23 protein-coding genes are annotated in these 23,244 nt (G+C 69.2%); 11 read left to right on the forward strand and 12 right to left on the reverse strand.

Annotation, left to right across the window (positions count from 1 at the left end; all coding sequences use genetic code 11):
* Positions 1–624, reverse strand: coding sequence for a TMEM175 family protein (locus ACRAWB_RS10935; protein ID WP_431353351.1), 624 nt, complete (start codon positions 622–624; stop codon positions 1–3).
* Between the two features lie 87 nt (positions 625–711).
* Between ACRAWB_RS10935 and ACRAWB_RS10940 the strand changes: the two genes are divergently transcribed.
* Genes ACRAWB_RS10940 through ACRAWB_RS10950 form a run of 3 tightly spaced genes read left to right on the forward strand, consistent with a single transcriptional unit; the run spans position 712 to position 2,210 of the window.
* A complete protein-coding gene (locus ACRAWB_RS10940) occupies positions 712–1,071 on the forward strand; it encodes an ArsR/SmtB family transcription factor (RefSeq protein WP_431353352.1) in 360 nt (119 codons plus the stop codon).
* On the forward strand, positions 1,068–1,718 hold the full coding sequence (locus tag ACRAWB_RS10945; protein ID WP_431353353.1) for a dihydrofolate reductase family protein: 651 nt from the start codon (positions 1,068–1,070) through the stop codon (positions 1,716–1,718). Before ACRAWB_RS10940 ends, ACRAWB_RS10945 begins: the two co-directional genes overlap by 4 nt.
* Positions 1,719–1,736: 18 nt before the next feature.
* A complete protein-coding gene (locus ACRAWB_RS10950) occupies positions 1,737–2,210 on the forward strand; it encodes an SRPBCC domain-containing protein (RefSeq protein ID WP_431353354.1) in 474 nt (157 codons plus the stop codon).
* Between the two features lie 21 nt (positions 2,211–2,231).
* Here the strand turns inward: ACRAWB_RS10950 and ACRAWB_RS10955 are convergent, their stop codons facing one another.
* Positions 2,232–2,474 carry a hypothetical protein gene (locus tag ACRAWB_RS10955; protein WP_431353355.1) on the reverse strand — a complete coding sequence of 81 codons (243 nt, stop codon included), beginning with the start codon at positions 2,472–2,474 and terminating at the stop codon, positions 2,232–2,234.
* A 92-nt stretch (positions 2,475–2,566) separates the two neighbouring features.
* Here ACRAWB_RS10955 and ACRAWB_RS10960 point away from each other — a divergent pair, with 92 nt between their 5' ends.
* Positions 2,567–3,634 carry an NAD(P)/FAD-dependent oxidoreductase gene (locus ACRAWB_RS10960; RefSeq protein ID WP_431353356.1) on the forward strand — a complete coding sequence of 356 codons (1,068 nt, stop codon included), beginning with the start codon at positions 2,567–2,569 and terminating at the stop codon, positions 3,632–3,634.
* On the opposite strand, the gene ACRAWB_RS10965 is transcribed toward ACRAWB_RS10960, so the two are convergent.
* From ACRAWB_RS10965 to ACRAWB_RS10980, 4 genes are all read right to left on the reverse strand, one after another.
* Entirely contained in the window at positions 3,631–3,807 is a 177-nt protein-coding gene (locus tag ACRAWB_RS10965) for an excisionase family DNA-binding protein (RefSeq protein ID WP_431353357.1), read from the reverse strand. The two genes, ACRAWB_RS10960 and ACRAWB_RS10965, sit on opposite strands and share 4 nt — an antisense overlap.
* 71 nt (positions 3,808–3,878) lie before the next feature.
* Positions 3,879–6,515: an MGH1-like glycoside hydrolase domain-containing protein gene (locus ACRAWB_RS10970; protein WP_431353358.1), complete on the reverse strand. Its 2,637-nt coding sequence runs from the start codon at positions 6,513–6,515 to the stop codon at positions 3,879–3,881.
* Positions 6,516–6,540: 25 nt separating this feature from the next.
* Positions 6,541–6,774, reverse strand: coding sequence for a hypothetical protein (locus tag ACRAWB_RS10975; RefSeq protein ID WP_431353359.1), 234 nt, complete (start codon positions 6,772–6,774; stop codon positions 6,541–6,543).
* A 10-nt stretch (positions 6,775–6,784) separates the two neighbouring features.
* Positions 6,785–7,411: a TetR/AcrR family transcriptional regulator gene (locus ACRAWB_RS10980; RefSeq protein ID WP_431354503.1), complete on the reverse strand. Its 627-nt coding sequence runs from the start codon at positions 7,409–7,411 to the stop codon at positions 6,785–6,787.
* 74 nt (positions 7,412–7,485) lie between these two features.
* Here ACRAWB_RS10980 and ACRAWB_RS10985 point away from each other — a divergent pair, with 74 nt between their 5' ends.
* Together ACRAWB_RS10985 and ACRAWB_RS10990 are read left to right on the forward strand one after the other, a co-directional pair.
* A complete protein-coding gene (locus ACRAWB_RS10985) occupies positions 7,486–9,015 on the forward strand; it encodes an MFS transporter (RefSeq protein WP_431353360.1) in 1,530 nt (509 codons plus the stop codon).
* Positions 9,016–9,206: 191 nt separating this feature from the next.
* On the forward strand, positions 9,207–10,190 hold the full coding sequence (locus ACRAWB_RS10990; protein WP_431353361.1) for a hypothetical protein: 984 nt from the start codon (positions 9,207–9,209) through the stop codon (positions 10,188–10,190).
* Positions 10,191–10,830: 640 nt separating this feature from the next.
* On the opposite strand, the gene ACRAWB_RS10995 is transcribed toward ACRAWB_RS10990, so the two are convergent.
* Positions 10,831–11,502, reverse strand: a complete 672-nt coding sequence (locus ACRAWB_RS10995; protein WP_431353362.1) for an IclR family transcriptional regulator — start codon at positions 11,500–11,502, stop codon at positions 10,831–10,833.
* On the reverse strand, positions 11,499–12,995 hold the full coding sequence (locus tag ACRAWB_RS11000) for an APC family permease (protein ID WP_431353363.1): 1,497 nt from the start codon (positions 12,993–12,995) through the stop codon (positions 11,499–11,501). The genes ACRAWB_RS10995 and ACRAWB_RS11000 overlap by 4 nt, the downstream gene beginning before the upstream one ends.
* Before the next feature lie 194 nt (positions 12,996–13,189).
* Here ACRAWB_RS11000 and ACRAWB_RS11005 point away from each other — a divergent pair, with 194 nt between their 5' ends.
* The 5 genes from ACRAWB_RS11005 to ACRAWB_RS11025 all read left to right on the forward strand — a co-directional run bounded on the left by ACRAWB_RS11005 (position 13,190) and on the right by ACRAWB_RS11025 (position 18,334).
* Positions 13,190–14,692 carry an APC family permease gene (locus ACRAWB_RS11005; protein WP_431353364.1) on the forward strand — a complete coding sequence of 501 codons (1,503 nt, stop codon included), beginning with the start codon at positions 13,190–13,192 and terminating at the stop codon, positions 14,690–14,692.
* 11 nt (positions 14,693–14,703) lie between these two features.
* A complete protein-coding gene (locus ACRAWB_RS11010) occupies positions 14,704–16,716 on the forward strand; it encodes a primary-amine oxidase (RefSeq protein WP_431353365.1) in 2,013 nt (670 codons plus the stop codon).
* On the forward strand, positions 16,716–17,273 hold the full coding sequence (locus tag ACRAWB_RS11015; protein WP_431353366.1) for a hypothetical protein: 558 nt from the start codon (positions 16,716–16,718) through the stop codon (positions 17,271–17,273). Before ACRAWB_RS11010 ends, ACRAWB_RS11015 begins: the two co-directional genes overlap by 1 nt.
* Before the next feature lie 49 nt (positions 17,274–17,322).
* On the forward strand, positions 17,323–17,829 hold the full coding sequence (locus ACRAWB_RS11020) for a hypothetical protein (RefSeq protein ID WP_431353367.1): 507 nt from the start codon (positions 17,323–17,325) through the stop codon (positions 17,827–17,829).
* 79 nt (positions 17,830–17,908) lie between these two features.
* Positions 17,909–18,334, forward strand: coding sequence for an ester cyclase (locus ACRAWB_RS11025; protein WP_431353368.1), 426 nt, complete (start codon positions 17,909–17,911; stop codon positions 18,332–18,334).
* Between the two features lie 2 nt (positions 18,335–18,336).
* Here ACRAWB_RS11025 and ACRAWB_RS11030 read toward each other — a convergent pair whose 3' ends face one another.
* The 4 genes from ACRAWB_RS11030 to ACRAWB_RS11045 form a co-directional block, all read right to left on the reverse strand.
* A complete protein-coding gene (locus ACRAWB_RS11030) occupies positions 18,337–19,848 on the reverse strand; it encodes an alpha-N-arabinofuranosidase (RefSeq protein WP_431353369.1) in 1,512 nt (503 codons plus the stop codon).
* Between the two features lie 51 nt (positions 19,849–19,899).
* A complete protein-coding gene (locus ACRAWB_RS11035) occupies positions 19,900–20,781 on the reverse strand; it encodes a carbohydrate ABC transporter permease (protein WP_431353370.1) in 882 nt (293 codons plus the stop codon).
* Positions 20,778–21,728 carry a carbohydrate ABC transporter permease gene (locus ACRAWB_RS11040; protein WP_431353371.1) on the reverse strand — a complete coding sequence of 317 codons (951 nt, stop codon included), beginning with the start codon at positions 21,726–21,728 and terminating at the stop codon, positions 20,778–20,780. Before ACRAWB_RS11040 ends, ACRAWB_RS11035 begins: the two co-directional genes overlap by 4 nt.
* 66 nt (positions 21,729–21,794) lie before the next feature.
* Positions 21,795–23,159, reverse strand: a complete 1,365-nt coding sequence (locus ACRAWB_RS11045; RefSeq protein WP_431353372.1) for an ABC transporter substrate-binding protein — start codon at positions 23,157–23,159, stop codon at positions 21,795–21,797.
* Positions 23,160–23,244: the final 85 nt, after the last annotated feature.

A 23,244-nucleotide genomic window follows, 5' to 3' on the forward strand; every position in this document is an offset into this window, starting at 1 on the left:
CTATCCGCCGGTACGCACCCGCACCCGCTGCGGCGGCAGCCAGTAGAACAGGATCAGGAACGCGAACACCACGATCCCGCCGATCGGCAGGAAGATCCCGATCACGGTTCCGGCGAGATAGAGCACCGGACCCGCAAGGAAGCGCCGGGCCAGCGCCTTCGCCTCCGCCTCCGCCGGGGTGATGGCGTCGCTCAGGAGGCGGTGACCCCTGGTGGCGTGGAGCCAGACGGCGTTGAAGAACACGCCTCCGACCGTCAGCGTCCCGCCGTACAGCGCCACGGCGACGTTCTCACCCTCCCCGTTCCGGAGCGCGGAAGCGAGCACCGCCGCCACGAACGGCAACGACGCTACATTCATCAGCAGGAGCGTGTTGACGAACAGCAGGAGCCGGTCCGACCGCTCGATGTAGTCGAACATCACGTGGTGGTTGGCCCAGACCAGGCCGATCAGCAGGAACGTGACGACGTAGGCCAGGTACGACGGCCACAGCTGCAGCAGCTCGTCGAGCAGGTGCGCAGTGTCCGACGGCACGTGGATCTCGAGGATGAGCAGCGTGATCGCGATGGCGAAGACCCCGTCGCTGAACGCCTCGACACGGCCGGTTCCCGGCAGACGGACCTCCACGACCACATTCTGGTGGCGGCCTTCAGCCGGACGCAACATCCTGTCGGGCTCTTGCTTTCCGGGTCTCAGACCTCCATAGTTAGGTATGTGCCTAACTATTCCGCCGAAGTCGACACCGTGCTCCGGGCCCTCGCCGACCCGACGCGGCGCGCCGTCGTCGAGCGGCTGGCGAAGGCGCCCGCCGTCGTCTCGGAGCTCGCGGAACCGTTCCTCATGTCACTCCCCTCGTTCCTGCAGCACCTGGGCATCCTCGAGCGCGCCGGCATCGTCGTCTCCGAGAAGCACGGTCGCGTCCGCACCGTCAGCCTGCGGCCCGGGGCGCTCGACATCCTGCACGTCTGGCTCGGGGAGCAGCGCACGCCCGCCGAGCGTCAAGCCGACCAGCTCGGCATCCACCTCATCCGCACCGCACCTGATCCGCACCGCACCGAAGGAGAACTGACATGACCCGCGTCCGCATGGACCTCTTCGCCTCACTCGACGGCTACACGCCCGAACCCGACGCCGCCTCACCCGAGAACCCCATGGGGCCCGACTGGGGACGCCTCACCGCGGCCTGGGCGGGCACCCGCACCTTCCGCGAGAAGATCTTCGGCGACACCTCGGGCGCCGGCACGACCGGCGTCGACGACGCGTACGGAAGGGCCTTCTTCGAGAACATCGGCGCCGAGATCATGGGCGCCGGGATGTTCGGCTTCCACTCGTTCCCCGACGACCCGGAGTGGAAGGGCTGGTGGGGCGACCGCCCGCCCTTCGGGACGCCCGTGTACGTGCTCACCCACAGCGCCGATCGGCCCCCGATCGAGATGGAGGGCGGCACCACCTTCCACTTCCGCGACACGACGGTCGAGGAGGTGCTGGCCGAGGCGACGGAGGCCGCGGCCGGAAAGGACGTGCGCATCGGCGGCGGCTACAGCACCGCCCGCGACTTCCTCCGGGCAGGGCTGGTCGACGACCTCCATCTCGTGGTCGCGCCGATCTTCCTCGGCCGCGGACACCGGATCTTCGACGACCTCGCCGGGTTCGACTCCACCTACGCCGTGACGTCCGAGGTCGCCGAGAGCGGCGTCATCCACGTCACCCTCACCCGCTAGAGACAGGACGAACGTATGATGACCGAACGCCGCCTCGCCCGTTCCGGGTTCACGCTGAGCCGGGACTACCCCGCCCCGATCGAGCGCGTCTGGGACGCGTTCGCCGACGAGGACCAGAAGCTCGGCTGGTGGGGCGCCGGCGACGCGATGGAGGAGGCCCGCGAGTGGGCCTTCGACTTCCGCATCGGCGGCACCGACATCGCCGAGGCGAAGTTCCACAACGGACCGGTCTCCCGGTACGTGGCCACGTACACCGACATCGTCGACTACAACCGCATCGTCACCACCTACGACATGTGGCTGGACGGCGACCACATGTCGACCTCGGTCGCCTCCCTGGAGTTCGACCCGATCGACGGCGGAACGCGCTACACCCACACGGAGCACGGCGTCTTCTTCGACCGCTTCTGGGAGGACGGCGTCGGCCGCGAGCAGGGCACGAAGGGCCTCATCGAGGCGCTGGGCCGCTACCTCGCGACGGGTTCGCGCTGACGTCTTCCACGCTGTCGGCCCTCACGGGGTGAGCTTGCGCCGCATCGTGGCGGTGGATTCGTGCCACACCTCGGCGTCCGCTCGCACGACGACGAGGGCGTCGCCCACGATGCCGGTGCGGATGCGCACGCCCCGCTCGCGCGCGAGCCGGCGCACCTCGGCCCGGACCGCGGGGACGTCGTCCCCCGGCGCGATCCGATGCGCGGCCTGCTGCTCGGCGACCGCGGTCTCGAGCATCGTGCCGGCCAGCCGCTTCGCATCCATCGCCCACCTCGCTCCCGCCACAAGGATGCGCCCGTCGCGGGTCGCGCGCCAGCCCGCGCGAGAATGGAGAGTCCATCCCGGAGAGGCAGCCCATGAGCACGCGCAGCGCCATCGTCATCGGAACCGGAGTCGCGGGAGCGTCGACGGCGTTCGCGCTGAGCCGGCGCGGCGTCGCCGTCACCCTGGTCGACGCCGAACTCACCGGTCAGGCCACCGCCGCGGGCGCCGGGATCATCCAGCCGTGGAGCTCCGTCGCAGAGGGCGCGTTCTACGACCTCTACGCCGCCGGCGCGGACTTCTATCCCGAGCTCATCGCGCAGCTGGCCGCCGTGGGCGTGGACGACATCGGATACCGGCGCGCGGGGGCACTGGTCGTCAACCGCGACTCTTCGGTGCTCGACGGCGTCGAGGAGCGGCTGGCCGCACGTCGCCCGCAGGCCGCCTCCATGGGCGAGGTCGCGCGCGTCTCGGCCGAGCGCGCCCGCGAGCTGTTTCCTCCGCTCGGCGACGGCTTCGCGGGCATCCACATCTCCGGCGGCGCACGGGTCGATGGACGGGTGCTGCGGGCCGGTCTGCTCGCGGGCGCGCAGGGGCTGGGGGCGACCGTGATCCCGGGAACAGCGACTCTCGACGCGACGGACGCCGGCGGCTGGGCGGCTCAGGTCGACGGCCGGACCCTCGAGGCGGACACGCTCGTCGTCGCCGCGGGCGCCTGGACCAACGGCCTGCTCGAGCCGTTCGGCCGCCGCGTCGGTGTGGAGCCGCAGCGCGGCCAGATCAGCCACCTCCGGGTCGGGACCGCGGACACCCGCTTCTGGCCGTCCGTCCACCCCGTCGCCAGCCACTACCTGGTCGCCTTCGACGACTCGCGTGTCGCTGTCGGGGCCACCCGCGAGACCGGCAGCGGCTTCGATCCGCGCGTCACCGCCGAGGGGCAGCGCCAGGTACTGGAGAACGCGCTCTCGGTCGCGCCGGGCCTCGCCGACGCGACGCTGATCGAGACCCGGGTCGGTCTGCGCCCGCTCCCCGACGGCGAGCTGCCGACGGTCGGCGCCCTCGAGGGCATCGACGGCGTCTACGTCAACGCCGGCTTCGGCGCGGCGGGCCTCACGATGGGCCCACTCGTCGGCGACAGGCTCGCCGCGGAGATCGTCGGTTAGTCGGCCGACTCGCTCTCCCGGTACTTGTCGAGTTCGTAGACCGGGAGCCGGACGACCCCGCGGAAGAAGACCGTGCGGATCTTCCCGTCGGCGATCAGCCGGTGGACGGCCAGCTCGGAGATCCCCAGGTAAGCGGCCGCCTTCTGCGGCAAGAGGAGAACCGGTTCGTCCATCCCGGGAAGCTAACCGGCGTATCTGTGGAGGCGCGAGCCCGGTCGTGTGAACCGTACCCCTACCGTCACCCCTAGCGTCCGCGCTTCCGCGTCAGGATGAGGTGCGCCACCATCGCCGTCCATCCGGTCTGGTGCGAGGCGCCCAACCCCTGGCCGGTGTCGCCGTCGAAGTACTCGTAGAAGAAGATGTTGTCGCGCCACCGCGGGTCCGTCGAGAGCAGCGGATAGCGCGCATCCGACGGGCGGACCCCGTCGGCGCCCGGCAGGAACAGCGCGATCAGGCGCTGCGAGAGGTCGGCGGCCGCCTGTCCGGGCGTGAGCGAAGTCCCCGAGCCGAGCGGGTCCTCGATCCGCACGCCGGTCTCGCCGTGCGAGTCGTACTGGCGGAGGGATGCGATCAGGAGGGCGTTGAGGGGGAACCACACCGGGCCTCGCCAATTCGAGTTGCCGCCGAACAGCGCGGACGTGGACTCGGCGGGCTCGTAGTCGACGGAGGTCTCGACTCCCCCGACCTCCACCACGAACGGGTGCTCCCGGTGGTACGCGGAGACGCCCCGGATGCCGTGGTCGCTCAGCAGCGCGGCCGGGTCGAAGACCTCCTTCAGAACTTTCGTCAGCCGCTCCGGCGACACCAGCGCGAGCAGGTAGGTCGCTCGCCCTCCGAACCGCCGGGCGTGGAAGGCCGCGCCCATCTCCGGGTGCCGGTCGAGGTACCGGCGCAGGATGGTTCGGAACTCCGGCAGGGTGCGGATGCCGGGGTCGTCGAAGGCCAACGACGCGACCACCGGGACCAGCCCCACCAACGAGCGCACCTTCAGCGGGACGTCGCGCCCGTCCGCCAGGTGCAGGACGTCGTAGAAGAACGCGTCGTCCTCGTCCCACATCCCGGAGTTGTTGGCGGACGCCGCGATCCGCAGGAACTGCTCGGCGAACTTCACCGCGATGTCCTCGTACACGTCGTCCGAGCGGGCCAGCCGCAGAGCGATCTCCAGGAGGTCGAGCGCGTACGCCGCCATCCACCCGGTCGCATCCGCCTGCTCCAGCGTGCCGACGCTCGGCGAGAGCGTCGAGCGGTTCAGGGGCGCGATGTTGTCGAGCCCCATGAAGCCTCCCTCGAACAGGTCGTCGTCGTCGGCGTCCTTGCTGTTCGTCCACCAGGTGTAGTTCATCAGCAGCTTGTGGAGCACGCGGGCGAGGAACCGCGTGTCGGTCCCGCCGTCGATGAGGAACACCTGCAGGGCCGCCCAGGCGTGTGTCGGCGGGTTCACGTCCGAGAAGTTCCACTCGTAGGCGGGCAGCTGACCATCGGGGTGCATGTACCACTCGCGGAGCAGCAGGATGAGCTGCGCCTTGGCGAAGGCGGGGTCGATGTGCGCCATGGTGACGCAGTGGAAGGCGAGGTCCCACGAGGCGAACCACGGGTACTCCCACGGGTCGGGCATGAGGATGACGTCGTCGGCGTCGAAGTGACGCCAGTCGCCGTTGCGGACGGCGCCCCGGCCGCTGGGTGGGGGCGGACCGGCGGGGTCGCCGTCGAGCCACTTGCTCACGTTGAAGTGGAAGTACTGCTTCGACCACAGCAGGCCGGCGAACGCCTGGCGCATGACGCGGGCCTCGTCTGCGTCCGACGGGCTCCCCGGGATGGCGGCGTAGAACGCGTCGGCCTCGGCCTCCCGGCGGCGCATGATCGCATCGAACTCTTCACCCAGGCCCGACGTTTCGGGCACGGCGGCCTCCGGAGTCTCGCCCTCCGGCGCCCTCAGCCGCACCCGGATCTCGCGCGTCTCGCCCGGTCCCAGAGTGAGTTCGTAGTGCAGAGCGCTCTTCGTCCCCGACCGATCCGGGTTCACCGTCGCGGCGCCGTTCACGACGTGGTCGTTGATCCCGTCCTTCGGGTACGGAGGCGAGTCCGCAGCGCCGAAGAGCCGGCCGGTGTTCGTCTCGTTCTCGCAGAACAGCGCATCCGGGCTGCCGTCGCCGACGAGGGTCACGGCTCCGCCGGGTCCGGTGCCCACGATCGTCCCGGCGTCCCACCGCAGCTCCGGCTTGACCACGTCGTATCCCCACGACCACGTGTTGCGGTACCAGAGGGTGGGCAGCACGTGGAGGGACGCGGTGTCCGGGCCCGCGTTCTCGAGGGTGATGCGCATGAGCAGGTCGTGCGGGCCGGCCTTCGCGTAGTCGACCGTCACCACCCAGTACCGTCCGTCGTCGAAGATCCCGGTGTCGACGAGTTCGTATTCGGGTTCGAGCCGCCCGCGAGCCGCGTTCGTCGCGATCAGGTCCTCGTAGGGGAAGGCCGCCTGCGGGTAGTGGTAGCGCCAGGTGTTCCACGAGTGGGTCGGCGTGCCGTCGAGGTACCACCAGTAGTCCTTGACGTCTTCGCCGTGGTTGCCCTGCGGACCGGTCAGCCCGAACATCCGCTCCTTCAGGATGGGGTCGGTCCCGTTCCAGAGGGAGAGCCCCAGGCACCAGTTCTGCCGGAGGTCGCAGAAGGCGGCCATGCCGTCCTCGTTCCAGCGGTAGGCGCGGCTGCGGGCGTGGTCGTGGGGGAAGAACTCCCAGGCATCCCCGTCGGCGCTGTAGTCCTCGCGCACCGTTCCCCAGCCTCGCTCCGACACGTATGGGCCCCAGTCCCGCCACGCCGCTGTGCCGTCCTCGGCCTGCTGGATGCGCTCGGCCTCGGCTCCCTGGATGGTGTCCGTCATGGGCACAGTGTGGCGGACGCGACGCTCAGCCGTCAGACTCTGCAGCGGCCGCGTGCTCCGGCAGCACGCTCCACCCGTCCGAGGGCAGCACGATCACTTCGCCGTCGAATCCCGGTGCATGGGCGAAGAACGTCGCACCGGCGCCATCCTCAGCCGGGCCGCCGTAGACCGCGAGCAGTTCCTCCCCGGCCGGCGAGCGCAGCACGTACGCGCGCTTCGGGGTCAGGCTGGTCAGGTCGGACACCGGCTGGATGCTCATGTCGGTCAGGCTACCGACCTACCGCCCGCTGCTCCCGCACCCCCGCCGCGGGCAGCAGGATGTCGTCGAGCACGCTGATCAGGAACGCCCGATCGACGGGCTTGCGCAGCACCAGCACCCGGTACGACGCCATGGACGGGCCGAGCAGCGCCAGTTGCTCGATGTCGGCGTCCGCCCGGATCTCGCCGCGGTCGGCGGCCCGCTGGAGCAGCTGCCGGTTGATCGCGGCGCGCGGCTCGACGATGGCGGCGTTCACAGCCTCGCTGAACTCGGGATTCTCGGCGAGCATCGAGACCAGGCCCGCCATGACCCGCAGCTTCTTCTCGGCGTCGACGACGTTGTGCGGCTTCATGATGGCGATGAGGTCGCCGCGGAGCGTTCCGGTGTCGGGAAGGTCCGCCGGATCGACGTCCGACTTCTTCATGCACGCGACCGCCTCGACGACGAGATCGGCCTTCGACGGCCAGCGCCGGTAGACGGTCGCCTTGCCGGCTTTCGCGCGGGCGGCCACCATGTCCATGGTCATGCGGTCGTACCCGACCTCGGCCAGCACGTCGAGGGCGGCGTCCAGGATCTCAGGGTCGCGGGTGTGGTCCCGCTTGCGCCCGAGCTTCGTCGCGGGGGCTGAAGTGTCCATCACGGGATAAAGTCTAGATGAATTTCTGAACAAAAGAGATCCGGAACTTGACAGTTTCGTATATGCTGGCGCCCATGTCCCAGACTTCTCCCTCTTCCGCGACGGCTGCGCCGGACGCGCCCGCGCCTTCGACACGGCGCTGGTGGACGCTCGTCACCGTCGCCCTGGCCCAGCTGATGGTCGTGCTCGACTCGACCGTCGTCAACATCGCCCTGCCTTCCGCGCAGGCCGACCTCGGCTTCTCGAACGCCGACCGGCAGTGGGTCGTCACCGCCTACTCCCTCGCGTTCGGCAGCCTCCTCCTCTTCGGCGGCCGCCTTTCCGACCTCATCGGCCGGAAGCGGGCCTTCATCATCGGCCTCATCGGCTTCGCGGGCGCCTCGGCGCTCGGCGGCGCCGCCGGCACGTTCGGGATGCTCGTCGGAGCGCGGGCCCTCCAGGGCGCGTTCGGCGCGCTGCTGGCCCCGACCGCGCTGGCCGTGCTGACCACGACCTTCACCGTCCCGAAGGAGCGCGCCCGCGCGTTCGGGATCTTCGGCGCCATCGCGGGTGCGGGCGGCGCCGTCGGCCTCCTCCTCGGTGGCGTGCTCACCGAACAGCTCGACTGGCGCTGGAACCTGTACATCAACGTCGTCATCGCCATCGTGGCGATCGCCGGCGCCGCCGTCTTCGTCACCACCGTCCCGCGGAGCGGCCCCCGGCCGAAGCTGGACGTCCCCGGCACGCTGCTCGTCTCCGGCGCGCTGTTCTCGCTGGTCTACGGCTTCTCGAACGCCGAGTCGGACGGCTGGGACTCGCCGCTGTCGTGGGCGTTCCTCGCCGCATCGGGTGTGCTGCTGATCGCCTTCGTGCTGTGGCAGCGCCGGGCCGAGCACCCGCTCCTGCCGCTGCCCATCGTCCTCGACCGCAACCGCGGCGCGTCGTACAGCGCCATCCTCATCGCCGGCGCCGGGATGTTCGGGATCTTCCTGTTCGTCACGTACTACCTGCAGCAGACGCTGCGCTTCACGCCCATCCAGACCGGCCTCGGCTTCCTCCCGATGATCGTGATGCTGGTGCTCGCCGCCCAGCTGTCGACGAACATCTTCGTGCCGCGCTTCGGCCCCAAGGTCATGGTCCCGATCGGCATGACGATCGCCGCGAGCGGCATGGTCTACCTGACGCACCTCGGCGTCACCGCGAACTACGCGGTCGACCTCCTGCCCCCGCTCATGATCCTGGGCTTCGGCATGGGCTCCACGATGCCCGCGGCCATCCAGACCGCGACGCTCGGCGTGGACCGCCGCTACGCGGGCGTGGCCTCGGCGATGGTCAACACGAGCCAGCAGGTCGGAGGCTCGATCGGCACGGCACTCCTGAACACGCTCGCCGCGACCGCCGCCGCCGACTACCTCGCCGCGCACCTGCCCCCGACCCCGTCGGTCATGGCCGAGGCTGCGGTGCACAGCTACGCCACGGCGTACTGGTGGGGTGCGGGCTTCTTCGCCTTCGGGGCGGTGCTGACCGCCTTCCTGTACCGGCGCCGGGCGACCGCGCCTGCGTCGATCGACCGAGGGGAGGCGGGCGAGCCGGCGGGCGCGCCGGAGCCGGTGGTGGCGCACTGAGGGCGGCGCGGCTGTCCCGAGCCGTCCTAATACCTGCATTCCGCACCCTCATGCGTCACATTCACCACCCACCCGCGTCTTCACCAGTGGAGGGCGACCTGCCCGCCCGGTAGTGGACTACGACCGTTCCGGCGCCGTCGGGTGATGGGCATTAGTCCACTTCGCTTGCTTCAAGCGAAAGGGAGACCTCGGTGAAGAAGTCTCGTTTATTCACATCAGCCGCCACGCTGGCAACGGCGTGCATTCTCGGAGCCGGCCTCACGGGTTTCGCCGCGGCAGACGCGGCAGAAACAAATGCGGTGGATGTGGTTGCCGTACTCCAGGACATCGCCCCGGATGCAGTTGCGAATGTAGCCGCCTCAGCCCAGACGGACGCTGACACCGCGGTGAAGGTGACCGTGCCAGCGGGTGGATCCGTGGAGGTGCCGAAGGACCCAAGTGACGGCCTTCACGTAACGACGCCGGGCGATGCCCCGAACGTGACCATCGGACTGCCGTTCGCGGACCAGGCCGACGACGCGGCCGCGTCGCAGAAGGCTGGCGTGGTCGTCTATGACAACAACAACGGTTCATCAACTGTCCCGGTGACCCGCCCCGACGGCGGTGTGCAGATCACCACGGTGATCGACGACGCGAATGCGCCCAAGCGTTACGCATACCCGATCACCGTGCCAGGTGAGCAGGCGGTCCACCTTCTCGACGACGGCGCAGCCTACATCGGCAGCGAGGATGGGGTCGCCATCTCGGCATACATCCCAGCGCCGTGGGCCAAGGATGCCAACGGGGACCCGGTGGCCACCCACTTTGAAGTCAACGGCGATGTGTTGACGCAGGTTGTCGAGTTCGCGCCTCAGACCGCGTTCCCGGTGGTCGCCGACCCTCAGTTCGCGTGGTACTGGGGGCTGCCGGGGGTCAAGACCACTCGCGCCGAGACCCGCCAGCTGATGGGGATCGGGGCGGGGCCAACAGGTCCCGGTGGGGCCGCGAAAGCCTGTGGCGCACTGCTCAAGATGGCAGGCCCCGTAGGCGTCGCCGCGGCCGTTCTTTGTGGAATCAACGCTGTCTCCATCATGTACAACGCAACCAAGGCCTATAACGCCGGCCAGTGCGCTCACCTGTTGATCAGCCCGGGGGTTATCGGGACGGTTCCCTACAAGGACAGCTATTGCCGATGAACCTGAGGCAGCTCTTTAGCAATCAGACCAGGGTCGCTCTAGGAGCCACGCCAGTCCGCAATCTGGTGTCTTGGGGGATCATTGTTGGGTTGATCGCCGTGAGCTGGATCTGGCCCTGGCTCCTGCCGGGGTGGGGTTGGACTGCTGCCTACGTTGCCGTCTTCGTCGGATTGGCTGTGCTAGGGCGATGGTGGGCAGACCGGGACATCGCAGCCGCTGAAGCTAACGAAGAAAAGTCTCGATGAGTCCGGCGATGAACTCGCCAACGCCTGCCAGCGTCCGTTGCAACCGGAGCCGAATCCTCGACGGGAGAGTAGGCATCTGAACATCCTTGGGTCGGCTCGGCAAACGTGTCGATCGTACGGTGCGCAACCCTAACGTCGCCCCCGCACCTCCCACCCCGATCCGGGAGGCGCGGGGGCGATTTCGTGTGTCCCGTCACGATTCTGCTTCCGCGCGGCCTCAATCAGTAGGGTCGTCGTGGGCTCTCTAGCAAGAGCGGTCGTGGTCCTCGCCGGAGTTGCGATGGCCTGCGGGCCGAACAACGTGCTTCGAGGTCAGGGCGATTATGCGCGCCGGCCTGATCACACCCTAGATGCGACGCGTTCCCCGGAGCACACGACCGAGCGCTAGTGCCCTGTCACTCCCCGATCAACACCCCGATCCGCGCCGCCGACTCCCCCACCAACGCCAGCAGCCCATCCCGGTCCGCCAGGCGCGCGGCCGGCATCGCCAGCGCCAGCCCGCCCACCAGCCGCTCGTCCCTTCCGCGCACCGGGATGGCCAGGCAGCCGAACCCCGGGGTCAGCTCCCCCTCCTGCGTGGTGTACCGCGTCGGCGACGGGACCGTCCGCGAGGCCCGCTCCGCCAGGAGGAGCCTGCCGAGCGCCGACACGGACAGGTCCGTCGAGATGCGGCGCGGGTCGGACAGCGGGAAGTCGGGGTCCACGTCGACCGGGACCACGCGGCCGTCCCGGAACACCGCCAGGTGGACGCCGCCGCGGATGCGCCCGCGCAGCTCCGCCAGCGTCTCCCGCACCGACAAGGCCGCATCCTGCGCGTGGGCGACGCCGGCGAGCTCGGCCACCTTGCGCCCGAGCGCGAAGCCTCGCAGGTCGGGCATGCGGATCAGGTACTCGTCCTGGACCAGCAGGTTGATGAGCCGGTAGGTCGTGGCCCGCGGGAGACCCAACTGGTCCGAGAGCTGCTGCGCGGTGACCCCGGGGCCGGCGTGGGCGACGGCCTCCAAGACGGCGAGCGCGCTGTGGATTGCACCCGGCTGCCGACCGCTGAGCTCGCCCACCGCCGTCATGGTGCGCCGCCGAGCACATCCTTCGGCGTGGGTTCGTCGTACAGACCGATCCTTGTCAGCGCGTGCGTGCGGGTGCGGCGGCAGACCGCGTACGCCAGAAAGGCCGCCACGGCGGTCGCGGCCAGGATGAGGACCGCCAGCCAGCGTGGCCCGGACGCCTCCAGCCAGATGTCGAGGGCGAGGGCCGCCACGAGACCGGACGCCGCCACCCCCGCCGCGAAGGCCGGCGCCACGGTGAACTCCCCGATCCGCCGCAGGAAGAACGGCGTCGCCACGCAGACGAGCGTGTAGGCGGTCATGTAACCGGCCGCCGCGCACACGACGACGACCCCCATCGCCTGCCACGGGTCCAGCCTGCACAGCACGAGCACCGCCGGCACGACGACCTCGACCGCGATGCCCCACGCGAGCGCGATGTGCGGCGTGCGGAAGCGGCGGTGGGCGCGGCCCAGGGCGCTGGGCGCGATCCCCTCCCGCCCGAGCGAGAACAGGACGCGAGCGAGCGCGGTCGTCGAGGCCAGCGCGCACGCGATGAAGGAGCACGCGAGTGCCCCGTCGAGCAGCAGACCGATCCATGCGACGCCGGCACGGGACGCGAGGTCGTTCACCGGACTCGAACTGCTCGCCAGCGAGCCGCCGAGCGCGTCGAAGCCCGCGAGCTGCGTGTACGCCGACAGGAGGTAGAGCCCGCCGGCGGCGATCACGGTCCAGCGGATGGTCCGCGGCACCGTGGCGAAGGGCTTGCGGGCCTCCACCCCGAGCGTCGCCGCGCTCTCGAAGCCGACGAAGGCGGTGATGGCGACCGTCGTGCCCGCGGCCAGCTCCGGCCCGCTCACACCGCGAGGAACCGCGACGGCCGAGAACGAGGTGGGCGGAACCGTGGCCAGGAGCACGCCGATGAGGACCAGGATGGCCGCGATGGATGCCAGCTCGATCACCAGGGTGACCCGCGCGGAGATCCGGATGCCGCGCCAGAGCACGAGCAGGCACACGCCCCCGAACACCAGCAGCAGCACGACCACCAGCGGCTCGGATCCCGCGACTCCCGGCTCCGTCCGCCGGAGGAGCGTCAGCGTGTAGTAGGCCGCACCCAGCAGCGCGAACATCGCCACGAATCCGTACCCGACCAGCATCGCGGCGGCGGTGGCGAAGCCGGCCCGGACGCCGAGGCCCCTCGCGGCGAACGTGTACAACGATCCCGTCGCTGCCATCCGGCGGGTGAACTGGTTGACCGCGTATGCGACGAGGGCCATGAGCACCCCGGCGAGCAGGAACGCCAGGAGGGTCCCCGATCCAGCCCGCGCGGCGACGAGCGCCGGGCAGGTGGCCGCCGCGGCGGACGGTGCGACGGCCCCGACGGACTGGGCGAGCACGTCGACGAAGCCGAGGCTGCGGCGGTCCAGCCCGGCCATCGGCGAGCGCGACGGGAGACCGTCGACCGGCCGCGGGTCGGAGATCGCTCGGCTGAGGGCCGTCCTGTTGAGTGCGGTCACGTGTTGCTCCTGCCCGCGAGGCTATGCAGCGCGTGTTGCGGGCGCGTTTCACCGTCGTCACGATCGGGTGACCGTCGAATGCGACGCGGGCGTCTCATTCGGCGAGCGCCGACTCTTCACGGGAGCGGAATCCGGGTGCAACACCGGCCATCGAGACTGGCCGCACCCATCCCACCACCCTGGAGGAGATTCCCATGACGGCAGCACAGGAGCCACAGGCTCTGCTGGGCGCCCCCACCGCGGTCCGGGGGCCGGGCGCGGCGCGCCAGCTCTCCGGCCGGCTCGGCGTCGGCTCGATCGTGTTCATGGTGGTCGCTGCGGCGGCCCCGCTCACCGTGATCGGCGGCGGTTTCCCCGTCGCCGTGCTGCTCGGGAACGGCGCCGGCGTTCCGAGCATGTTCGCGATCGGCGCGGTCATCCTGCTGTTCTTCTCGGTCGGGCTCAGCGCCATGAGCCGGTTCATCCCTCGCCCCGGCGCGTTCTTCACCTACGTCGGGTACGGGATGGGACGCCCGCTCGGCCTCGCCGCCGCCTACCTCGCGCTCCTGACGTACACGACCGTCCAGGTCGCCGTGTACGGGTACCTCGGCGCGACCCTGGAGTCGTCGGTCGTCGCCCTGCACGGCCCCGACCTCCCCTGGTACGTGTACTCGCTCGCGATGATCGCCCTGGTGGGGATCCTCGGCTACCGCCACATCGAGCTGAGCTCCCGGGTGCTCGGCGTCCTGCTGATCGCCGAGGTCGGCATCGTCATCGTGCTCTCGCTGGTCATCATCGCCACCGGCGGCGCCTCCGGGCTGTCGCTCGCGCCGTTCGAACCGGCCACGGTGCTCTCCGGCTCGCCGGGCATCGGCCTCATGTTCGCGCTGGCCGGCTTCATCGGCTTCGAGTCGACGGCGATCTTCCGCGACGAGGCCAAGGAGCCGGAGAAGACCATCCCGCGCGCGACCTACATCGCGGTCATCGCGATCGGCCTCTTCTACACCTTCACGTCCTGGGCGCTCGTCATGGGCTGGGGTCCCGCGAACATCGTGGACGTCGTCGCCACGGACACCGGCGGATTCATCGTCAACACCGCGGTGCACTACCTGGGGACCGTCGGAGGCGTCATCGTCAACGTCCTGCTGGTCACCAGCCTGTTCGCCTGCGTGCTGTCGTTCCACAACGTCGTCACCCGCTACCAGCACTCGATGTCCAACGCCTCCGTCTTCCCGGCGCGGCTCGGGCGGGTTCACGGCCGTCACTCCTCTCCGTACGTGTCGTCGCTCGTCCAGACGGTCACGGCCGCCTTGCTGATCGCCGCGTTCGCCGTGTTCCGGCTGGACCCGGTGCTGCAGGTCTTCACCTGGTTCAGCGGCATCGCGACCCTCGCCATCGTCGTGCTGATGGCCCTGACCTGCCTCGCGGTGATCGTCTACTTCGCCCGCAAGCGGACCGGCGCCGGACTCTGGCGGACGGTGATCGCCCCGGTCATCGGTCTCCTCGGCCTCGTCGGCGTGACGCTCATCATCGTCGACAACTTCCCGCTCCTGATCGGCGACGTCGACGCGAAGGGCACGCCCGTGGTCGGACCGCTCTCGATCGGCTTCTTCCTGGCCATGCTCGCCTTCCCGGTCATCGGGATCGTGCAGGCCGCCATCCTCCGACGCCGCAACCGCGCCGCGTACGAGAACATCATCGACACCATCAGCGCCTAGGAGACCCCGCAATGACAACCGAACTGCCCCTCACCCTGTCCTCCGGCCCCGGCACGCCCGCGGGTGTGCTGTCCAGCCTCACCGCGGCCGAGATCGAGGACGTCACCCGCATCCTCGGCATCGCCGGCCTCGTCTCCCAGGCCACGCGCTTCGTCTACGTCGGACTGCTCGAGCCGGACAAGGCCGACGTGCTCGCCGCGCTCGACGGCGGTCCCGTCCCCGACCGGGAGGCGCGCGCTCTGCTGCTCGACGTGTCCACCGGCGCCAGCTGGGATGCGACCGTCTCGCTCACGAAGGACGACGTGGTCACCCTCGTCCCCATCGACGGCTCCCGCGGGCAGGTGCCGATCCTCGAGGAGGAGTTCGAGGCGATCGGCGGGATCCTCGAAGCCGATGCCGGCTGGCTCGCCGCGCTTGCGGCCCGGGGCCTCGACCCCGAGCGCGTCGTCTACGCACCGCTCTCCCCGGGCTCCTATCCGATCGCCGGCGAGGAGGGCCGGCGCATCATCCGCGTCTTCGCGTTCCGGATGGACCACGCCGACGACCACCCGTGGGCGCACCCGGTCGACGGCCTCTGCGCCTACGTCGACGTCATCGCCAAGGAGGTCACCCAGGTCGTCGACGCCGCTCCCCTGCCCGTCCCGGAGGAGCCGGGCAACTTCCAGCTGGAGTCGGAGCGCCCCGCGCTCCTCACCAGCCTGAAGCCGATCTCCATCACCCAGCCGGAGGGCCCCAGCTTCTCGGTCGACGGCGACACCGTCAGCTGGGCCAACTGGTCCTTCTCGCTCGGATTCGACGCTCGCGAGGGCCTGATCCTGCGCAACCTGGCCTTCGCAGACCCCGACCAGGACGGTGCCGTGCGGCCCGTCATCTACCGCGCGTCCATCGCCGAGATGGTCGTGCCATACGCCGACCCGTCGCCGACGCGCTACTGGCAGAACTACTTCGACACCGGCGAGTACCTGTTCGGACGCTTCGCCAACTCCCTCACCCTCGGCTGCGACTGCCTCGGCGAGATCCGCTACTTCGACGCGGTCCTCTCCGACGAGTTCGGCCGGCCGCGCACCATCGAGAACGCGATCTGCATGCACGAGGAGGACTACGGGACGCTCTGGAAGCACACCGACCTCTTCACCGGCGCGAACGAGGTCCGCCGCAGCCGCCGGCTCGTGATCAGCTTCTTCACCACCGTCGGCAACTACGACTACGGCTTCTACTGGTACCTCTACCTCGACGGCACCATCGAGTGCGAGGCGAAGCTCACCGGCATCCTGTTCACCTCCTCCTACATCGAGGGTTCGCCCACCGCGAGCGAGGTCGCGCCGGGACTCGGCGCGCCCTACCACCAGCACCTGTTCTCGGCGCGGCTCGACATGATGGTGGACGGGCTCGCCAATGCGGTCGAGGAGGTGGATGCGGTGCGCCTCCCCATCGGCGAGGGCAACCCGTACGGCAACGCCTTCACGAGCCGGACCACGCGGATCCTCAGCGAGGCCGACGGCGCGCGTGACGCCGACGCCTCCGTCGGCCGCACCTGGCACATCGTGAACACCGAGAAGACGAACCGCCTGGGCCGCCCGACCGGCTACGTGCTCCACGCCGAGCAGAATCCGACCCTGATGGCCGACCCATCCGCCTCCGTCACCGCGCGTGCCGCCTTCACCACCAAGCAGGTGTGGGTGACCCAGTACGCCTCGGACGAGCGCTACCCCGCGGGCGAGTTCGTCAACCAGAACCCGGGAGGCGACGGACTGCCGGCCTACATGGCCGCCGACCGCCCGCTCGACGGCGAGGACATCGTGCTGTGGCACACGTTCGGACCCACGCACTTCCCCCGGGTCGAGGACTGGCCGGTGATGCCCGTCGACTACGCCAAGTTCACGCTGAAGCCCTACGGCTTCTTCGGCCGCAACCCCGCCCTCAACGTCCCGGCAGAGGCACCGGACCACTGCGCACCCGGCCACAGCGGCCACTTCGGTCACGGGCACGACTCCCACGACGGCCACGGCGGACACCACCACTGATGGTCGAGGCCCTTCACCTGGGCAGCATGCTCCCGGCGACGCTGGGAGCATGCTGCCTCGCCGGCGGCCGCGACCGGCGATCGGCCACCGCGTGGCTCGGGATGCTGGCCATGCTCGCGGCGATGACGGACACGATGGTCCTCCCGTCGCCGCTCCTGCCCGCCGTCGCGTGGGCGGCCCTGCTGGTCGCGCTGGCCATCGCGACGGCGGCCCGGACGAGGCGCCCGACCGGTCCCATCGACGGCGCCGCGCGCAACGCCCATCGGACCATGGGTCTGCATCGCGCCCTGCAGGGCCTGCTGATGGCAGGGCTCCTCGTCATCATGTCCGCCCACCGGCACGCCGACAGTGCGATCACGGCGGCGGCCACCCCGGCACACGCCGCCCACACCCCAGGAGGAGCCTGGCTCCCCCTGGTCCTGGCCGCCGCAGCGTTGGCGTTCGCCGCCTACTCCGCCCGGCTGCTGTTGCGCCCCGGCGCGCGCCGGCTCGATCGGGCGGAGGCCGCACTCGGCGGGTTCGCGGTCGCCGCGATGACGGTCGCGGCGGTGCTCTGATCCATCACATCGGGCGCCATGTGACCACGTCCTATGGGACGATGCCGAGGTGGCGACCGACGAACTGGACATCGTCAGCGGCCCGGCGCTGGAGTTCCGGCCGGAGCTGAAGACGCTGGGCATCCGCGAGACCGTGCCGTTCAGAACCATGCTGTCGAACCGGGATCGGCTCCTATCGGAGTTGATCAACTGGCTGGAGACCCATGGGGTGGAGACCGCAGGGCCCTTCTTCCTGCGACTCCACGTGGTGAACATGTCCGACCTGATGGACATCGAGGTCGGGGTCGTGGCCGAGTCCGACGTCGTCGACGATCGGGTCGTCTCCGGCTCGATCCCCGCGGGCGACTATGCGGTCCTGGCCTACCGCGCACGGTCCCTCGCGGCGAACCGGGCCCTGCACCGATGGATCGAGGAGCAGGGGCTCCGGCTGGACACGCAGCCGCACCCGCGCGGTGAGGCCTTCGCCTCCCGCTGCGAGATCTACCGGACCGATCCGCGCACGGAGAAGCGCAAGACCCGGTGGATCGTGGAACTCGCGTTCCTCACCCGAGCGTGAGCCGCCCCATCGAGGCTTTTCCTCCGGCCGCGGAGCGGTCAACCTGGATTCAACAACACGCGCTCATCGAGGAGAGGCCATGGACAGTGCGGCCACCCTGCGTCAGGCCTATTCACGCCTGATCACGGCGATCGAAGCCGACGATCCGGACGCCCTGGCCGCATGCATCAGCCCGAGCATCCGGGACCACGGCGCACTGCCCGGCCAGCCGCCCGGAGCCGCCGGGATCATCGAGTGGATGCACGGGATGCACTCGAGCCTGTCGGGCTTGACGTGCGTGGTCGAGAACACGGTCGTCGAGGGCGATGAGCTCGCCGGACGGGTCACCTGGTCCGGAACGCACACCGGATCGTTCGCCGGGCTGCCGGCGACCGGCCGCTCGGTGACCTTCGCCGCGATGCACATCCTCCGCTTCGAGAACGGCCTGGCCGTCGAGTGGTGGGGTGTGCCCGATCTCTACGGTGCGCTCGTCGGCCTCGGCGCCACCCTGCAACCGCCGGCCTGACCTCAGCGCAGCGTAAGCGCCGTCCAGGAGACCGGCGGAAGCGAGACGCGCACTTCGTTCTCGAGCACGCGGGCGCTGTCGTTGGGCTTCAGGCCCACCCGCTCGGGGTCCGCCAGCGTGTTGGCCGCGTGGATGTCGTCGTCGTGGAGGCTCTGGATCCCGTCGACCGAGACGTCGCCGAGCAGGCTGGTGTCGATGCCGACCTCGACGGTGTCGGTCATGCTGCGGTTGACCAGAAAGACGGCCGTGTCGCCGGTCTCCGGATCGTGCGTCGCCACCGCATCCACCACCGGCACCTCGCCGTAGCGCTCCGTCTGATACGTGGGGCAGTCGAGCTTGAGTTCCAGTGTGGAGCCGCGCGCGAGACGCGACATCACGGCGAACGGGAAGAACGTCGTCTGCCGCCAGGCGGCTCCCCCGGGCTCGGTCATGATCGGCGCGATGACGTTCACCAGCTGGGCCAGGCTCGCGGCGGTCACCCGGTCGGCGTGCCGCACGAGCGAGATGAGGAGGTTGCCGAAGACGACGGCGTCCAGGACCGAGTAGGTGTCCTCGAGGATCCGTGGGGCGACCGGCCAGTCGTCGATGTCGGTGATCCGGTCCACCTCCGCGTACCGGGATTGGTACCAGACGTTCCATTCGTCGAAGGAGATGTTGATCGTCTTGTCGCTGCGGCGCGCGGCTTTCACATGATCGGCGGTGGCGACGACCGAGTCGATGAAGCGGTCCATGTCGACGGCGGAGGCGAGGAAGCTCTCCAGGTCGCCGCCGACGGGCTCGTAGTAGGCGTGGCACGAGATGAAGTCGACCTCGTCGTAGGTCTCCTCAAGCACGATTCGCTCCCACTTGCCGAAGAGCGGCATCCCCGCGCCGGAGCTGCCGCAGACCACGAGCTCCAGCGTCGGGTCGTACTGCCGCATCGCCCGCGCGGTCTTCACCGCGAGCCGCCCATACTCGCGCGGCGTCCCGTGGCCCACCTGCCACGGCCCGTCCATCTCGTTGCCGAGACACCACATGCGGATGTCGTGCGGCTCGGGTGAACCGTTCGCGATCCGGCGGTCCGACAGTTCCGTGCCGCCGCGGTGGTTGGCGTACTCCAGCACGTCGAGGGCGTTCTCGATGCCGCGCGTGCCGAGGTTCACGGCGTACATGAGCTCGCCGTCGACCTTGCGCAGCCAGCGCGCGAACTCGTCGAGTCCGACCTCGTTGGTCTCGGTCGAGTGCCAGGCGAGGTCCAGCCGTCGCGGACGCTGGTCCACCGGCCCGACCCCGTCCTCCCACCGGTAGTCGGAGACGAAATTGCCGCCGGGGTAGCGCACGGTGGTCACTCCGAGCTCCCGCACGAGCGCGGCGACGTCGTTGCGGAAGCCGTCCTGATCGGCATCCGGATGACCGGGCTCGTAGATGCCGTCGTAGACGCACCGCCCGAGGTGTTCCACGAACGAGCCGAAGAGTCGACGGTTGATCGGACCGACCACGAAATGCGGGTCGATGGTGAGATGTGCTGAAGTCACGGTTCCTCGAGGGGTCGATGCGGCTGAACGGATCGCGGGTGGCGGGTCACTTCAGGCTGCCGATGGCCAGCCCCCTCGCCAGTATCGCTGGAGGGTCAGGAAGGCGATGATGAGCGGGATCACCGAGACGAGCGATCCGAGGACGATGATGCTCCACAGGCTCGTCCCGCCGGCCGCGCCGTAGGTGGATGCCGTGGACTGCCACAGGCCGATGCCGACCGTCACCGGGAAGAGGCGGTTGTCGGAGAGCATTGCGAGCGGGAGGAAGTAGTTGTTCCAGCAGGCGACCACCGACAGCAGCAGCACCGTGACGATCGCGGGACGCAGGAGCGGCAGCGCCACCCGGAAGAAGGCCCGGAACTCCCCTGCGCCGTCGACGCGCGCGGCGTCCAGCAGCTCATCCGGAACGGCGTCCCTGGTGTACACGGCCATGAGATAGACCCCGAACGGATTCAGGAGGCTCGGGATGATGACGGCCCAGATGGTGTTGGTCAGCCCGGCGACCGAGAACAGCACGAAGGTCGGGATCACCAGCGCGGTCATCGGCACCATCACCGCGCCGAGCAGGATCGAGAACGACGCACGGCGCCCGGCGAACCGGTACTTGGCGAAGCCGTAGCCGGCGAGCACGCAGAGCGCGGTCGCGCCGACTCCGCCGACCACGGCGTAGAGGGCCGAGTTCGCCAGCCAGCGCCCGTAGATGCCGCCGTCATAGGTGAAGAGGGCGACCAGGTTGCCGAGGTAGTCGATGTTCGAGCCGAACCAGAGCGCCGGACCTCCGCCGAAGAGCTCGGCCGTGCTCTTGGAGCTGTTGACGACGACCCACCAGAAGGGGATGAGGAAGTAGACGACGAGCACACCGAGCACGATCTGGATGGGGACGCCTCCCGGTGTCCGCGTCGCGCGCTTGCGCTCCATGTTCGTGGTGGTCATGACAGGATGTTTCCCCTCTTGCGGGTCGCGAACATGAAGATGTAGACGCAGATGAACACGACGGCCCCGAGCGCGAACGAGATCGCCGAACCGTAGTTCGAGTTCGCGAGCGAGAACGCCTGCTGGTACGCGTACATGTTCGGCGTGAAGTCGTTCGGGATGGCACCGGCCGCGAGCGGTTGCAGGATCTTCGGTTCGTTGAAGAACTGGAGGGTGCCGATGAGAGCGAAGACGAGGATCAGCACGAGGGCGGGTGCGACCAGGGGGATCTTGATCCGGAAGATGATCTGCCATTGCGACGCGCCGTCGATCCGTGCCGCCTCATAGAGCGTCGGGTCGATGCCCTGCAGTGCGGCGTAGATGATGATCATGTAGTAGCCGGCCCACTGCCAGGTCACGACGTTGAGCAGTCCGTAGAAGATCAGGCTCGTGCTGAGGAAGTCCGGAGCCGGCTTGCCGAAGGCCCCGAAGATGTCCGCGAGCGGTCCGAAGTTCTCGCTGTACAGGAACCCCCACATCAACGCGCCGATGACCGTGGGGATCGCATACGGCAGGAAGATCATGAGCCGTGAGAACCGCGCGAACCGGCTGACGACGATGTCGAGCATGAGGGCGATGGCGAGCGAGACCGCCATCTGCAGCGGGATGAGGACGAGCGAGAACGTGATGACGAACTGGACCCCGCTCAGGAACGACGGGTCGCTGAACGCTTTGAGGTAGTTCTCGAAGCCGACGAACCTCGTCCCGCCGATGAGCGACTTCTGGAACAGGCTCAGGTAGAGCGCGTAGCCGATCGGCAGCACCAGGAGGCCGAGGAAGATGACCGCGAACGGTCCCACGAAGAGCCAGCCGATGGAATTCCTTCGGGCGGTGATGGTGCGGCGACGTCCCGGTGGCTTGGCGGTGTCGTCGCGGGCTTCGACGCTGTCTGCGGTTGCTGCGGTCATGATTCCTCCGGATCGGGAAGGGATCGTGGAGGGCCGGCCCTCGGCGGGCCGACCCTCCACGTCGGGTCACTTGACGGTGAACCCTTGTTCCTTCGCGTACTTGACGACGTCGGCCTGCAGCGCATCGGCTGCCTGCGAGCCCGACTTGGAGCCGTCGTTGATCGCGGCGATCTGCTTGGTGAACGCGGAGTAGTAGTACTGCCCGATCGGGGTGTACACCATGCCCTTGTAGGCGTTGGCCGCCGGGACGTAGACCTCCTTGTTCGCCTGCTGCCCGTTGAAGAACTTCACCTCGGCGTTCACGAACGCGGGGTCCTTCAGCACGCTGAGGTTGAGCGGGAAGATGATCTGGTTCTCCCACCCGTCCTTGAGCGACGCGTCGTCGGCGTAGACGCCGAACGCGACCTTGGCGGCGAGCTTGGGATCCTTGGCCTGCTTGGTGACCGAGAACGCCGAGCCTCCCCAGTTCACCGAGATCGGGTTGCTCGGGTCCCACTGCGGCAGCGGAGCAGTCGCCCAGACGCCCGCGTCCGCGCCCTTGCCGACACCGGCGCCCTGCAGGTAGCCGGGCGCCCACGCGGCGGACAGGTAGGTGGCGTACTTGCCGCCGATCACGCCCGAGATGTACTCCGGGGTGAATTGGTCCTGCTTGCCGACCAGCCCCTTCGAGACGAGCCCGGCCCAGTAGTCGAGCACCTGCTTGGACTTGTCATCGTTCAGCTTGATGCCGATCGTGCCCTTGTTGGACGTGTTGTACGTGAACGGAGTGGCCCCGTTGTTGTACAGCAGGGCGGTCACGTAGGCGGGCTGGTTCGCCGGGAAGTCGCCGAACAGTGGACCGCCGGCATCCTTCACCTTCTGAGCCGCCGCGGCGTACTCGTCCCAGGTCTTCGGGGGCGTCGTGATGCCGTACTTCTGGAAGACGTCCGTGCGGTAGATCATGCCCATCGGGCCGCCGTCGATCGGAGCGCCGTAGACCCCGCCTCCGACGGACACGTCCTTCCACGCTCCGTCGCTGAAGTTGTCCTTCACGTCGCTGTAGCCGAGTCCCTTCAGGTCGACGAGCGCGTCCTGCACCTGGAAGGTCGGGATGCGGTCGGCCTCGAGCATGACGACGTCCGGAGCGCCCTTGCCCGCGCTGACGGCGGTCTGGAACTTGTCGTACTCCGCGCCACCGGCGCCGGCGTTCGTCCAGCAGACCTGGACGTCGTCGTGGGCGTTGTTGAAGTTGTCGACGACCTTCTGCGTGTTCGGGTACCACGCCCAGAGCGTGACGACCGGGGCGTCCTTCTTCACGATCTTGTTCGTGCAGTTGGACGTGTTCGCGTTGGCACCATTGGTGCTCGTACCCCCACCGCCGCCGGTACACCCGGCCAGTACTCCCGCGACCACGAGACTCGCCATGACGGCGATCACTCTTCTTCTGTTCACTGCTCGATTCCCTTCGGATGCTGAACCTCGTTGTTGGTGCACCGCAATGCCGCGAAAACGGCATGTCGTCGACATCGACGGCAAC

The sequence above is a fragment of the Leifsonia poae genome (genome assembly GCF_050632865.1).
In the GTDB taxonomy this organism is placed as follows: Bacteria; Actinomycetota; Actinomycetes; order Actinomycetales; family Microbacteriaceae; genus Leifsonia; species Leifsonia poae_B.

Excerpts from the sequence above, each read along its gene's own strand:
- ACRAWB_RS10945 (WP_431353353.1), top strand. The coding sequence starts at position 1,068 with ATGACCCGCGTCCGCATGGACCTCTTCGCCTCACTCGACGGCTACACG.
- ACRAWB_RS10950 (WP_431353354.1), top strand. The coding sequence starts at position 1,737 with ATGACCGAACGCCGCCTCGCCCGTTCCGGGTTCACGCTGAGCCGGGAC.
- ACRAWB_RS10955 (WP_431353355.1), bottom strand. The coding sequence starts at position 2,474 with ATGGATGCGAAGCGGCTGGCCGGCACGATGCTCGAGACCGCGGTCGCC.
- ACRAWB_RS10960 (WP_431353356.1), top strand. The coding sequence starts at position 2,567 with ATGAGCACGCGCAGCGCCATCGTCATCGGAACCGGAGTCGCGGGAGCG.
- ACRAWB_RS10965 (WP_431353357.1), bottom strand. The coding sequence starts at position 3,807 with ATGGACGAACCGGTTCTCCTCTTGCCGCAGAAGGCGGCCGCTTACCTG.
- ACRAWB_RS10970 (WP_431353358.1), bottom strand. The coding sequence starts at position 6,515 with ATGACGGACACCATCCAGGGAGCCGAGGCCGAGCGCATCCAGCAGGCC.
- ACRAWB_RS10975 (WP_431353359.1), bottom strand. The coding sequence starts at position 6,774 with ATGAGCATCCAGCCGGTGTCCGACCTGACCAGCCTGACCCCGAAGCGC.
- ACRAWB_RS10980 (WP_431354503.1), bottom strand. The coding sequence starts at position 7,411 with ATGGACACTTCAGCCCCCGCGACGAAGCTCGGGCGCAAGCGGGACCAC.
- ACRAWB_RS10985 (WP_431353360.1), top strand. The coding sequence starts at position 7,486 with ATGTCCCAGACTTCTCCCTCTTCCGCGACGGCTGCGCCGGACGCGCCC.
- ACRAWB_RS10995 (WP_431353362.1), bottom strand. The coding sequence starts at position 11,502 with ATGACGGCGGTGGGCGAGCTCAGCGGTCGGCAGCCGGGTGCAATCCAC.
- ACRAWB_RS11005 (WP_431353364.1), top strand. The coding sequence starts at position 13,190 with ATGACGGCAGCACAGGAGCCACAGGCTCTGCTGGGCGCCCCCACCGCG.
- ACRAWB_RS11010 (WP_431353365.1), top strand. The coding sequence starts at position 14,704 with ATGACAACCGAACTGCCCCTCACCCTGTCCTCCGGCCCCGGCACGCCC.
- ACRAWB_RS11015 (WP_431353366.1), top strand. The coding sequence starts at position 16,716 with ATGGTCGAGGCCCTTCACCTGGGCAGCATGCTCCCGGCGACGCTGGGA.
- ACRAWB_RS11025 (WP_431353368.1), top strand. The coding sequence starts at position 17,909 with ATGGACAGTGCGGCCACCCTGCGTCAGGCCTATTCACGCCTGATCACG.
- ACRAWB_RS11035 (WP_431353370.1), bottom strand. The coding sequence starts at position 20,781 with ATGACCACCACGAACATGGAGCGCAAGCGCGCGACGCGGACACCGGGA.
- ACRAWB_RS11040 (WP_431353371.1), bottom strand. The coding sequence starts at position 21,728 with ATGACCGCAGCAACCGCAGACAGCGTCGAAGCCCGCGACGACACCGCC.